The sequence below is a fragment of the Niastella koreensis GR20-10 genome (genome assembly GCF_000246855.1).
Classification (GTDB): Bacteria; Bacteroidota; Bacteroidia; order Chitinophagales; family Chitinophagaceae; genus Niastella; species Niastella koreensis.
The window spans coordinates 6,735,485-6,748,380 of sequence record NC_016609.1; the positions used below are offsets into that span (position 1 = coordinate 6,735,485).

At 45.7% G+C, this 12,896-nt stretch carries 10 protein-coding genes; 9 read left to right on the forward strand and 1 reads right to left on the reverse strand.

Translation table 11 applies throughout. From position 1 onward, the window contains the following. Positions 1-389 precede the first annotated feature (389 nt). A complete protein-coding gene (locus NIAKO_RS38750; protein ID WP_155966942.1) occupies positions 390-554 on the reverse strand; it encodes a hypothetical protein in 165 nt (54 codons plus the stop codon). Between the two features lie 436 nt (positions 555-990). On the opposite strand from NIAKO_RS38750, the gene NIAKO_RS26540 reads away from it, so the two are divergent. The 9 genes from NIAKO_RS26540 (at position 991) to NIAKO_RS26580 (ending at position 12,814) form a co-directional block, all read left to right on the forward strand. Continuing rightward, a complete protein-coding gene (locus NIAKO_RS26540) occupies positions 991-1,374 on the forward strand; it encodes a LexA family protein (protein ID WP_014221547.1) in 384 nt (127 codons plus the stop codon). Beyond that, entirely contained in the window at positions 1,352-2,614 is a 1,263-nt protein-coding gene (locus NIAKO_RS26545; RefSeq protein ID WP_014221548.1) for a Y-family DNA polymerase, read from the forward strand. Before NIAKO_RS26540 ends, NIAKO_RS26545 begins: the two co-directional genes overlap by 23 nt. A 3-nt stretch (positions 2,615-2,617) precedes the next feature. Then, the gene (locus tag NIAKO_RS26550; RefSeq protein ID WP_014221549.1) at positions 2,618-3,109 is read left to right on the forward strand and encodes a hypothetical protein; all 492 of its coding nucleotides are present in this window, start codon (positions 2,618-2,620) and stop codon (positions 3,107-3,109) included. 3 nt (positions 3,110-3,112) lie between these two features. After that, on the forward strand, positions 3,113-3,910 hold the full coding sequence (locus tag NIAKO_RS26555) for an SOS response-associated peptidase (RefSeq protein ID WP_014221550.1): 798 nt from the start codon (positions 3,113-3,115) through the stop codon (positions 3,908-3,910). Between the two features lie 402 nt (positions 3,911-4,312). Further along, positions 4,313-6,463 carry an NHL domain-containing protein gene (locus NIAKO_RS37220; RefSeq protein ID WP_014221551.1) on the forward strand — a complete coding sequence of 717 codons (2,151 nt, stop codon included), beginning with the start codon at positions 4,313-4,315 and terminating at the stop codon, positions 6,461-6,463. 394 nt (positions 6,464-6,857) lie between these two features. Continuing rightward, a complete protein-coding gene (locus NIAKO_RS26565) occupies positions 6,858-8,114 on the forward strand; it encodes a T9SS type A sorting domain-containing protein (protein ID WP_014221552.1) in 1,257 nt (418 codons plus the stop codon). Positions 8,115-8,216: 102 nt separating this feature from the next. Beyond that, positions 8,217-9,617, forward strand: a complete 1,401-nt coding sequence (locus tag NIAKO_RS26570; RefSeq protein WP_014221553.1) for an aminopeptidase P family protein — start codon at positions 8,217-8,219, stop codon at positions 9,615-9,617. 100 nt (positions 9,618-9,717) lie between these two features. After that, positions 9,718-12,126: a T9SS type B sorting domain-containing protein gene (locus tag NIAKO_RS26575; protein ID WP_014221554.1), complete on the forward strand. Its 2,409-nt coding sequence runs from the start codon at positions 9,718-9,720 to the stop codon at positions 12,124-12,126. A gap of 28 nt (positions 12,127-12,154) precedes the next feature. Next, the gene (locus tag NIAKO_RS26580) at positions 12,155-12,814 is read left to right on the forward strand and encodes an alpha/beta hydrolase family protein (RefSeq protein WP_014221555.1); all 660 of its coding nucleotides are present in this window, start codon (positions 12,155-12,157) and stop codon (positions 12,812-12,814) included. Positions 12,815-12,896 lie beyond the last annotated feature (82 nt).

Sequence of the window (12,896 nt, forward strand, 5' to 3'; positions counted from 1 at the left end):
GCAGTAGGGTTTTTAACTATTACCAAATTAACAACTCCTAACACTGACCTTCATATGGCTATTAGCATTATATTAAGTTATATTAACATCGGTTTTGGAGTTGACCAGTTGATCAGTTGACGGGTTGATCAGGAAGTTGATAGAGTTGACAGGGTTGACAGAGTTGATATAGGAATGTTTTCTACTTCGACATTCGATATTCGACATTCGACATTCAGCATTTCTTTCTTCCCTTTCTCATTCCTCTGTTTTTCATTTATAATTTTTCATTTCTCTGCCTTTCTTATAAAAATATAAAGGGCCGTTCCGATCACTCAGAACAGCCCTTATACCCCTCCGGGCTACTAATCATTTACGGCGGGCAATGAAGGATTACCGGCATGTGTGTGCTAGGTTTGCCGGTTAAGGTTTCTTTTACCACCACGTTTGTCGTTCCCGAAATGTTGTGTGTGCGCCAAAGTAAAAATCGTCTTGTAATCCACATCCAACAGATCACTGATCTTGTATAATTCGCCTAACGTAAACTGATCAACGTGCGCAATCAAACGAGTCATTCGGTTATTGTTTGTACCCAGGTCGTGAGCCATTATAGTTTTAGGCACATGGGTAAAGATTTCCTTGAATTCGGTTATGTGTTTCCCTTCAATCAAAATTTTTACAGCTTTATATCGTGGATCTCGTTCCATTTATCAAAGAAAAAAACAAATTCATATTTAAATTTCACAAAGGATGAATTGTACTTTAATTGTTATAACTGCTATCTAAATAAGTATCGGTTATAACTAAATTCGTTACGATAAATACAGTGGCCGTGCATCTTACTATTGTTACCAAAACCACTCAGCATCTGTATTTTACCCAATCCATCCCCCTGATTGGATTTTTAAAAAAGGTTGTGGTCCACTAAAACAATAAAGTTTTCCACTAAATTCATTAGTACAAATTTACTAAAACTATTAGTATTTTTGGTATACAATCAAACAAATAATTATGGGCTTCCCGTCTCCGGCAAAAGATTACCAGGAGGATGTGATAGAATTATCTCAATACCTGGTTCAGCACCCTACTGCTACTTTTTATTTCCGGGTTTCCGGCGATAGCATGATCAATGCCTGTATGCCACATGGTTCCCTGCTGGTGGTTGACCGGTCGCTGAAACCCGCTAGCGGCATGATAGTGCTGGCGGTGGTAAATGGCGAATTCACCGTGCGCCGCATAGTTCAAACCCGTAAATCGCTGGTGCTGCACCCCGAAAACCCTATTTATAAACCATTGGTAGTCACCGAAGAAATGAACATGCAGGTGTGGGGGGTGGTAACTGCCGTGGTAGTGAAGTATAAATATGAAAATAATGATCGCGTTGGTGGACTGTAATAACTTTTATGCATCATGCGAGCGGCTTTTTCAACCCGGGCTCCAAAACAGGCCCATTGTTGTGCTCAGCAACAACGATGGCTGTGTAATTGCCCGGTCAGACGAGGCAAAAGAACTGGGGATTGAGATGGGCGCCCCTTCTTTTTTAATAGAACCGGTGCTGCAGCAATACAACGTATCGGTGTTTTCTTCCAACTATACTTTATACGGCGACCTCAGCGACCGGGTAATGACCACCCTTTCGCAATTCGCCGATCAACTGGAAGTATATTCCATCGACGAAGCTTTTTTAAATCTAACCTCCTTCCGGCACCATCATTTAACCGGGTACGCGCAAACCATCCGTAACACGGTGATGCAAAACACCGGCATTCCGGTTTCCATTGGTATTGCTCCTTCCAAAACACTGGCCAAAATGGCCAACCGCCTGGTAAAGAAAAGAAACAAGCAACTGGGCGTATACTGTATTGACACCACGGAGAAAATGCAGTTCACTTTACAAAATACCCTGGTAAAAGACATCTGGGGTATCGGCAGTCAGTATACGAAACTGCTCAATCGCCATGGTTTTACCACGGCCTGGGAGCTTAGTAAAGCACCCGAAGCATGGGTTCAAAAGAATTTGTCGGTAGTTGGCCAGCGAATGTACAATGAGTTGAATGGTATTTCGTGCATTGCTTTCGAAGACATGCCAGCCAAAAAGAAAATGGTTTGCGTGGCCCGTGGTTTTGGAAAAGTGCTGAGCGACAAAAACGAAGTAATGGAAGCGCTGGCCAATTATACCGCCATGGTAGCGGCTAAACTGCGCAGTGAGCAACTGGTTACCAATACCATCCAGATCTTTGTGCAAACAAATGCGCACCGGGCTAATGAACCACAATATTTCCGGTCGCTCACCATTCAATTACCTGTTGCCACCAATAGCACCAATGAACTGATAACCCATGCCCGCCAGGGTTTTGAAACCATTTACCGGCCAGGTTATAATTACAGTAAAACAGGTTGTACCGCCATGGAATTAATCCCCGCTACCGAAGTACAGGCGAATGTTTTCGATACCGAAAACAGGGCACGGAATTCGCAACTGATGCAGGTGTTGGACAAGGTGAACAGATCGTTTGGAAAAAATACCGTGCGTTTTGCGCTGCAGGGTTTTGGTACACGGTGGAAATTGCGCCAGTTAAAATTGTCACCCTGTTATACCACCCGTATTGAAGAAGTATTGACCATAAAAATCTGAGCCATGCACAATCCGTTTGTTTTACTCACCACCCGGTTGCTGGAATCGCTCATAAAGGCGGGCAATACTTTTTTTGTGCGTCAAACCTACGTGCGCGGTAAAAACCAGCTCGATCCCCTTAACAAAGCCGCATTTTTATTTACCCACTATACAGATTACAGCCGGGCAAAAACCCATTATGATGCACTGGACAATGATCCCAACAAGTTTTTGTATAATATAACCGAGCCGGAGCATTATGAAAAAATGTTCATTGCCGCAAGCCAGCCGGAGGGTTTTCATATTTACAGCCCGTTGGTTCCAAAACCATGGAAACCTTCTGCGCCTATTGCCACCAGGATCCGCAATTACATCAATCAAAAAATGGGCTGGAATCCCGGCCGCAGTGACGCCGTAAAGGCTGATCTTTTTATTCAGTTTGGCGAACTTTTCATTACCTTAAAGTTTGGGATTCATGAGGTAAAATTACCGCTCGCAGAAATTGAAAATTTTTGATGCATGTGTTACGATATTTCGTTTTCATCGAACATTCAGTTAATAACAGATTATTTGCCCGACCTGGTGGTTGATCCGCAACTTAATTTTGATTTTGACATGGCCATTCATGTTATGGCCCAGGCTTATCGCAAGTACCCAGTTATTATCAATGATGGCGGAACCCATAAATTAATGCCGTTTGAATGGGGCGTGATTGCCGATTATATGAACACGCCCGAAAAAATAAAGCAGAGCCGCCAGTACATGTGCAATGCACAAAGCGAAAAGATCATCAACGATAAAAAATCTTTCTGGCGCAGGATCAGGTCAAAAAGATGTCTTATTCCGGTAACCGGTATTTTCGAGCACCGCGAAATAAAAGGGTGGAAAAATAAAGTGCCTTATTTTATCCACTTAAAAGACCGGCCCATGTTCTGTATTCCAGGCCTATACCATTACTCCCCCATACCCGATGCAGAAACCGGTGAAATAAAAGGTACATTTACACTTATTACCCGTGCGGCCAATTCTGTGATGAAACAAATTCATAATGGCGGCCCCAATGTTTTCCGCATGCCCCTCTTTCTGCCTAAAGAACTGGAATTAAAGTGGCTGCAGCCCGACTTAACAGATGAAGGCATCCAGGAAGTGCTTGATTTTGAAATGCCTTCGGAACAACTGGATTACTGGCCGGTATTCACCATCCGTTCTACCAAACCCCGCCCCGACAACCAGGAAAAAACAGCCCCATACACATGGCCCAGCCTGCCCCCACTGGGCATTGATGAAAGTACGGAGCAAAAAAACCTGTTCTCATAGTAAAACCACGACATCCAGTATTTGAAACAATAATATAAATAAATGGCCGTTCTTTAGTTCTCACTACCGGGGATCGAAGCAAACGCACTGTGGATAAGCCAGCAACCGAAAAATGAGTAGCAGAACAGAAAATTTAGTATATCCCGGCCTGTCAGGTGAACAGCGTGGAAACAATCGGCGAAGTAAGTAAGGTTTAATTGATTGCAATGCCGTAATCCCGCCCCCATCTTAAGGCTTTTCCACATCTGTTTTGTGTGAATATTTTACGATAGAAACTTACGAATCAAACCTGTAGAAATACACCGTTAATATCATATCAAATTGATATTGGCTGAATAGAAAACTTTTTTTATTTTTCAAGGACTATAACTTTACTGTTATTAAACTAATCCTGTTAATCCCATGAAACTCAACCAGATCGTATTTAACGGCCTGCTTCTGTTTGCAAGCAGCTCTGTAGCGTACTCACAAACAATTACGACCGTAGCAGGTGTTGTAGGTTCTCCCGGATATGGTGGAGATGCCGGTCCGGCCAACAATGCCCGGTTTAACCAGCCAAGAGCGGTGGCTACCGACAACGACAACAACCTCTACATCGCGGATATGCGTAACCACGTTATCCGGAAAGTAAACTCCAACGGTATTATCAGCACCGTAGCTGGTAACGGTACCGCTGGTACAGCCGGTGACGGAGGGCCCGCCACCGCAGCCCAGTTAGCCCAGCCAACTGGTATGACCATCGATAACGATGGTAACATCTACATCGCTGACTTTAACTCCTCGGTAATTAAGAAGGTTACTACTTCAGGCATCATGAGCATCTTCGCCGGTAACGGTACAGAAGGTTTTAGTGGTGATGGAGGCCAGGCTGCACAAGCCAAGCTGTATCGCCCTACTGCCGTAGCTGTTGACAAAGATGGTAACCTGTACATTTCGGATGCTTCTAACAAAGTAATCAGAAAAGTAAACAAACAGGGAGTAATCAGCACTATCGCAGGTGTTCCCGGAAGAGCCGGTTACGCTGGTGATGGCGGCCCTGCGACAAAAGCGTTATTAACGCAACCCGCAGGTATCGCAGTAGACTACTCCGGTAATATTTATATTGCCGATCCTTCTAACTCAGTTGTGCGTAAAATAAACCCGGCTGGTGTTATTACCACTTTTGCGGGTAACGGAACAGCTGGTTACAGCGGAGATGGCGGCCCTGCTATCAAAGCTCAGTTCCAGATGGGTTCACCCCAGGGTTTGGCTGTTGACCCCGCTGGTAACGTTTATGCTTCTGACTATCAAAACCACGCCATCAGAAAGATCAGTTCAAAAGGCATCATCACTACCATCGCTGGTACTGGTGCTCCTGATTATGCTGGTGACGGCGGTCCTGCTATCCTGGCGAAGATCTGGTACCCTATCGGTATTGCTACCGATAATGCCGGTAACGTATTCATCACAGATAGCTACAATAATACAATTCGTGAAATTGTTTCATCTTGTAACGCTCCCATGCCTTCGTTTGAAACACAACCCGCCAGCAAACAGGTTTGCGCCGGTGGAAGTGCCAGTTTCACTGTTGCCGCCAACAATGCGGACAACTACCAATGGCAGGTTCAAACAAATGGCGAATGGGCTGATGTAGCAGAAGGTGGCGCCTACTCAGGTACAACCACCAGCACGCTCACAGTAAGCGGAATAACTGCCAAGATGAACAACTTACAATATCGTGCAGTTGCCAATAACGCCTGCCGTACTTTGTTCTCCAATAAAGCTTCCTTAACTGTTGCAGGCGGTGGTTTATTGCCAACTCTGGCAGTTGCTCCGGCCCTGAACGGAATGTGTACCGGCTCACCTGCTACTTTCAATGTGAAAGTAACCAATGGAGGTGCTGCACCAAGCTATAAATGGATGGTAAACGGTAACGATGCTGGTGCTTCCGGCCCTACTTACAGCAATGCTTCCTTAGTTGATGGCGACAAAGTAAGTGTGGTAATGGCAAGTGCAGCCGGTGGATGCGGTGCTTCTGCCATCTCTTCAAACGTAATTGAAGTGAAAATGGGTACTGCTCCTGAGATCAAATCAAACACCGAGATCAAAATATTCCAGGGTTTCAGTGCTAAATTAACAGCAACCAGCGGTGGCGCTCCTATTGCCAGTTATTCCTGGACACCTGCTGCAGGTGTTACTGGAGCCAACACAGCCAGCCCGATTGTAAAACCTGCTAAAACCACTGTATATAAAGTAACTGGTACCAACGCCAGTGGTTGCGCCGGAACAGCTGAGGTTACTGTAACAGTAATTAATAAGATCGTAATGCCTAAAACACTGACAGCTGGCACTACCTTCACCATCCCTGCAGTTGATCCTGCCTTTACTTTATCAAGCTTCGTGATCACAGATGCTACCGGTAAAGAAGTTTTCAGAACAACCGATATCACTAAAGGTTGGGATGGAACAAAGAACGGTGCTAAAGTTGCCTCTGGCATCTATAGCTACGTCATCAGCGGAACTTTGCAAACAGGTAAGGTTAATGTAAAAGGAACTGTTTCAGTAGTTAAATAAACTTCCTGGGATAATACATAATAAATAAAAAAGGGTGGACCGGTTGATCCACCCTTTTTTTATGCTCATACCTCACTGGAATTCAATCCACATTCACCGCCCACTTATCCCCGATCAAGATTCAATAATTTTCCGGCCCAACACTTGCATTATTAAAAAAAGGTGTTAATCTTTGTATTAACAATTTTATTCAAGTATCACGTACCCAATCTTCCTACTGAACAGGCCCTCATTCATCAATCACCATCCTTTCGAGTAATCTTAGTTATACGTAAATACCTATTTACGGGGCTGACCCTTCCTATACCTAACTCCAATCTCCACTGAGAAAATCAGTATACCTCCAATTCCTGTGGTCGTAGTCAACTATTGCTTCACCCTTACAAACCACAGTATGAAACATTTGTACCCTGCTATTACCAGGATAGCCTTAACAATTGCTTTGATCATATATAACGTTGTGGCCAATTCGCAAACGTTGAACTTTAATAATCCTGTCGTTGAATCAGGTACCGACCTGCAAGCCGGATGTATTTACAGGTTTAAATCGGTTACCACCAATGGCCTTATAGATGCGCTGGTAAAGATCGACAGCCTGGTTGGGGTAACACTGTCTGGCATAGACGCTACACCATCAGGATCTTCTTCCACCGCCTTTCAACCGCAATTAAGTTCTTTGGGCGGCCTGGGGTATCATTATTCCGTGTTTACGATCAATTTTGTAAATAAAGGTACTACCACTCCTGCTAACGTCTATAATTTCAGCAGCGTGTTCATGGGGATCGATGGCAGCAATCAGATTATGGAGTTCAATTCGATAACGGTAGCCAATCCTACCTGGGAGTACGTAAGCCCCACACCCAAAGTAGCGGTTACGCAAAATGGCAATACGGTATCGGGCATAGCCACCAGTTCAAAGCCAACCGGCGGTCAGGGGATCGATGCCACCGATTCAACCCAAATGTTCAAAGTGAGCACTGCCTCCACATCGAGCGTAACCATTCGGGTGGGTTTTAATCAAACCCAGAATGGCTGGAACGGTAATGACCTGTTCAGTCTGAATATGGGCGGCAGTGAAATTCCGCTTACCACGCTGCCGGTTACGCTGGTAAACTTTACCACGCAACTGGCAAATGAAAAAGTATGGCTGGCCTGGGCCACCAAACAGGAAGATAATCTGAGCTATTACAGCATTGAAAGAAGTTTTGATAATAAAGAGTTTGCGCAGGTAGCCCTGTTGTTCCCCGCCGAAGATCTTTCAACCGGAAACAACTATTCGTACAAGGACCCGGTGAACAATGTAAAAGCACCAGTGATCTATTACCGGTTGAAAATGGTTGATAAAGACGGGAAGTACAAATACTCCGAAACAAGAACAGTGCGCATGGGCGGTATTAACAGCGGCAGCGCAAAGTTGACCACCTGGCCCAACCCGGTAGTGAATGAGTTACATGTTTCAGTTCCACCCAAATGGCAGTACCAGACAGTTACTTGTCAGTTGCTGAATACCATGGGCAGTATCATAAAATCATTCAACATGCTGCAAACAGCAACAATAGGGATGGCCGATGTACCCGCCGGCACCTATTACCTGAAAGTGGCGAATGGAAAAGAGATAAGCACGCAAACAATAATAAAGTCAAGAAATTAAACCTAGTTTTTAAGGGTACGATCAATAACGCCGTCCTGTGTCTACAGGATGGCTTTTTTATTTCCCGGTGCCGCCATCTTCGTACATTCGGCAAAAAACTACATGAACCTGCCTACTTTCGATCGCTCAGTATATCTTCAACGACGCCAGCAGTTGCAATCAAAACTGCCAAATGGTATTGTGCTGCTGTTAGGCAATGAAGACAGCAGCATGAATTATAAAGACAACTGTTACCCCTTCAGACAGGACAGTACTTTTTTATACTATACCGGCCTTGACCAGCCTGGCCTGGCAGTTATTTTTGACCTGGATGAAAACAAGGAAATTCTATTTGGGGAGAACGCCAGCATCGATGATATTATCTGGACGGGCCCTCAACCCCAGGTACAAGAGCTGGCTGAAAGCGTTGGAATAGCCGCCAGTAACAACCTCGCCGGATTGGCTGATCTGTTGGCAGCAGCCCGCAAAGCGCAACGTCCCATTCATATTTTACCGCCCTACCGGCCTGAAAACAAAATAAAACTGGCTGCCTGGTTAAATTGTTCCATAGAGCAGCTGCAACAGTTTATAGCCGAGCCACTGATCCGCGCGGTTATAGCGCAACGGGAAATCAAATCAGCACCTGAAGTACAGGAAATGGATAAAGCCTGCTCTATTTCAGCCGACATGCACCTGGCCGCCATTTTAAATGCCCGTCCCGGAATGAAGGAGTACGAACTCGCCGCCGAAGTGGAAGCTATAGCACTGGCCAATTACGGACGCCTCTCCTATCCTACCATTCTCACCATTAACGGGCAAACCCTGCACAATCATTACTATGGCAATACTTTGCAGGATGGACAGATGGTATTGGTTGACGCCGGCGCAGAAACCACCGGGCATTATGCCGGTGACCTCACCCGCACGTTTCCCGCAGGCACAGCCTTCACCACCCGCCAACGCGATCTCTACAATGTGGTGCTGGATTCGCTTGAGCATGCCATTGCCTTATTGCGCCCGGGCATTCAATATAAGGAAGTGCATACCCAGGCCTGTATCAAACTCGCAGAAGGGTTAACAGCAGTGGGATTAATGAAAGGCAATGCACAGGAAGCCGTAGCAGCGGGTGCGCATACCATGTTCTTTCAATGCGGGCTGGGTCATATGATAGGCCTCGATGTGCACGATATGGAAGACCTGGGCGAACCGCTGGTAGGTTATGACGACCAGTTAAAGAAAAGCAAGGAGTTTGGCTGGAAATCGCTCCGCCTGGGCAAGACGCTTAAGACGGGTTTTACGCTTACGGTTGAACCGGGTATATATATCATTCCGGAATTAATTGACCGCTGGAAGGCAGAACAAAAACACACCTCGTTCATCAATTACGACCTGCTGAACGATTACCGTACATTTGGCGGCATCCGCATCGAGGACAATTTTGTGATCACCGATAGTGGCAGCAAAAAGCTGGGCAAACCACTGCCCAGGAAACCGGAAGATATAGAAGCGATGCGCAAAGGATAAAACAGTTTGAAATTAACAGTTTGCTAATGCAGCGCTACTCATAGAAAGCCAATCATAACAGGCTGGGGCTATCACCCAAACCCGGCCTGTTATAATTGCCATGAAATTCAAGCTCTGCCTGTTATTGCTCCTGTTGTATGCATCGGTTGTTCCCGCCCAACCTACCGGTAACTATTATAAATATAACGATACATCCAAACGCGTATCCCATTCAGTATTACGCACAACTGCAACGGAGGTTTGTAACAACAATATCGACGACGACAATAACGGCCTTACAGATGATAAAGATTTTGCCTGTTATTTCAATGGACTAACGGCTACCACCTGTAAATCAAATTCCGTTATCTGGGGCGCTGGCGGGAATAGCGATCTGTACTGGTTTGATTTGACCACGGGCGTTCAACATGTTGTTGGAAAGACTCCAATTCCACTGCTCGACTTAACCTGGGCTGCGAATGGGAAATTATATGGCCTTGCCCCTTTTCCGCCTTACATCTATGAAATTGATCCCAATACCGCTTCGGTAGCACCTATCACCAATGCACCAGCCGGTTATACACCAGGCAATTCAATGACGGCCGATGCGGCCGGTAATTTATACCTGTCTTGTTCAACAGTCACTGATCCCTTCCTGATCCTGCGATTCAACGTTACAACCGGAGAAACCTGTGTAGTGGGTAACCTGGACGGGCGCGGGATCTTCCCTGCCGGTGATCTTACTTTTTTGAATGGTATGCTTTATCAATCCTGCTCTCCTGCCAGTTTAGCCAGGATCAACATCAGCAGCGGCGAGGTAACTGTACGAACCTTTACCGGCACCAATGCATCAGACTTCTTCGGGATTGTAGGTATGTCGGATGGCTATTTTTATGCGTCCCGCGGCGCAGGCATTTTCCAGATAGATCCGGTTACGCTGGCTGTAGCCAACACTCCAGTTATACAACTGAGTGATAAAGCAATGTCCCCATTTGGCCTGGCTGCCTATAATGAACTCTGCCAGGCGCCGGTATGCCTGGGTAAAACAAGTATTCAGGCAGCAGGCAGCCCACCTTATTGTAATACGTTGGGCGTGTTGTTGAAAGGAAGTGTAACCTATACCAGTTGCAATCACAATGTAAACATCACCGGTATTTCCTGGACAACAGCCAACAACACCACTGTACCCGGCAACCAGGTGCGCGCTTTTACACCCGGCAAATATTATCTCAATTATACCACTACCACCGAAACCTGCAACCGCATGGATTCATTCACGGTACAATACCCACCCAATTCGCCGCTTGCGGTAGACACCAGTTACCAGTTGCCTGCAGGGTGTAATTGCAATGGTTCTATAACAGTCATAGCTGGTTGCGGAAGTGGTAATTACCAGTACAACTGGAGCACAGGCGCTACAACAGCAACCATTAATAATGTATGCCCCGGTACGTATAATGTAAAAGTTACCGATGTTGTTTCCCGGAACGATACTATTGTTTGGATTATTATTCCTACCCCGCCTAATGGCATCAGTGGCTTCTACACCATCACTATGGGCGATCATTGCAACCAGGGCGATGGCAGCCTAACCATTTCTACTATCCAGGGCGGTACGGCACCCTATCAATATGCTATCAATAACCAGCCGTTTGGCGGCGTACCTAATTTCACGTCGCTGCCTGCAGGCAATTATACCGCTACTGTAAAGGATGCAGGTAATTGTGCCTTGCAACAACTGGTAACTATACCAGCCGTAGCGGCGCCACAACAATTAAATTATACTAAACAGGATGCTTATTGCGGGTTGTTAACCGGTTCTATCACCATCACATCGGTAAAGGACGGTTCACCGCCTTATACCTTTTCTCTTAATAACGGCCCCTTCACTCCTCAAACTACTTTGGCCAACCTGTTACCAGGGCAGGGCACTATTACTGTTAAGGACAATTACGGTTGCACGTTGAACGAGTCTTTCACCATTTTTCAATCAGAAAAATTAAGAATCGCACTCAGCCCTAAAGACACTACTATTTGCGCAAGTAAAAACATTACATTTACTGCAACAGTACTGAGTAACAGCGCAGGTGTATACTATAGCTGGAACCAGGTATACAGTAATAATAACAATGTATACACCACCTCCTTTTTAGACAATTCAAAAATGATTGTGGAGGCAACGGACAATACCGGTTGCACCGCATACGATTCCGCCATTATTAAAGCTCCTTATTGCGATTCCATCTTCGCCAAATGTGTATTGTTTCCCAATGCTTTTTCACCCAATCACGATGGATTGAACGACACCTTCGGGCCGCACCTGGGTGGTTGTAACTTAAAAAGCTATCAACTGTCTGTTTATAACCGGTGGGGACAACTGATCTTTCAAACCCGCGATCAGTCAAAAAGATGGGATGGAGGTACCAATGGGCAAACCCCTCAAACCGGGACCTATATCTTTACCTGTGCGTGGCAGGATGCCGTTGGCCATTATCACAATTACAAAGGAGCCTTTGTATTGGTAAGATGATCTACCTTTAGTGCAGAAAACAGCTACTATGAGCACTAAAAGAATCAGCATCCCGGTTTCATCAGCCATAGGAAAAGTCAGCGCCGCTTATGATGTACCAGCCAATGCCACCTGCCTGTTATCCCTGGCGCATGGCGCCGGCGCCAATATGGACCACGCCTTTATGGTTTCCCTGGCAGAAGCGTTATCAGCAGCTGGTATTGGCGCTATGCGTTTCAATTTTCCTTTTATGGAAAATAAAAAAGGCCGGCCCGATTCCCCGGCCGTTGCCCACCAAACCATTGAAGCGGCTATAAACAAAGCCCGCGACCTGTTTCCGGATTTGCCCTTATTTGCAGCAGGCAAATCTTTTGGTGGCCGTATGTCGTCGCAATATTTATCAACCCATCCCGAAGCGGAAGTGATGGGAATCGTCTTTTACGGCTTTCCTTTGCATGCGGCCGGCAAACCATCCATTGACCGGGCAGAACATTTAAAAGCCGTAAAAGTGCCTATGCTTTTCTTACAGGGCACAAAAGATACGCTGGCGCAATGGGACCTGATAGAGGAAGTAACCGGTTCGCTCAAAAAAGCCAAACTGGTGAAACTGGAAGGGGCCGATCATAGTTTTAAAGCCGGTAAACAAGACATTATGAGCCTGCTGGTAAAGGCCACCAGTGAATGGACGCAAAAGCTCCTGAAGAAATAAATACCACCATATTAAAAAAGGTTATAACGCATCCTGCCCATCGCTTAAAAATAGCGAAAACAAAATGCCCCGTTTTTCGTTT

Excerpts from the sequence above, each read along its gene's own strand:
- NIAKO_RS38750 (WP_155966942.1), bottom strand. The coding sequence starts at position 554 with ATGACTCGTTTGATTGCGCACGTTGATCAGTTTACGTTAGGCGAATTA.
- NIAKO_RS26540 (WP_014221547.1), top strand. The coding sequence starts at position 991 with ATGGGCTTCCCGTCTCCGGCAAAAGATTACCAGGAGGATGTGATAGAA.
- NIAKO_RS26545 (WP_014221548.1), top strand. The coding sequence starts at position 1,352 with ATGATCGCGTTGGTGGACTGTAATAACTTTTATGCATCATGCGAGCGG.
- NIAKO_RS26550 (WP_014221549.1), top strand. The coding sequence starts at position 2,618 with ATGCACAATCCGTTTGTTTTACTCACCACCCGGTTGCTGGAATCGCTC.
- NIAKO_RS26555 (WP_014221550.1), top strand. The coding sequence starts at position 3,113 with ATGTGTTACGATATTTCGTTTTCATCGAACATTCAGTTAATAACAGAT.
- NIAKO_RS37220 (WP_014221551.1), top strand. The coding sequence starts at position 4,313 with ATGAAACTCAACCAGATCGTATTTAACGGCCTGCTTCTGTTTGCAAGC.
- NIAKO_RS26565 (WP_014221552.1), top strand. The coding sequence starts at position 6,858 with ATGAAACATTTGTACCCTGCTATTACCAGGATAGCCTTAACAATTGCT.
- NIAKO_RS26570 (WP_014221553.1), top strand. The coding sequence starts at position 8,217 with ATGAACCTGCCTACTTTCGATCGCTCAGTATATCTTCAACGACGCCAG.
- NIAKO_RS26575 (WP_014221554.1), top strand. The coding sequence starts at position 9,718 with ATGAAATTCAAGCTCTGCCTGTTATTGCTCCTGTTGTATGCATCGGTT.
- NIAKO_RS26580 (WP_014221555.1), top strand. The coding sequence starts at position 12,155 with ATGAGCACTAAAAGAATCAGCATCCCGGTTTCATCAGCCATAGGAAAA.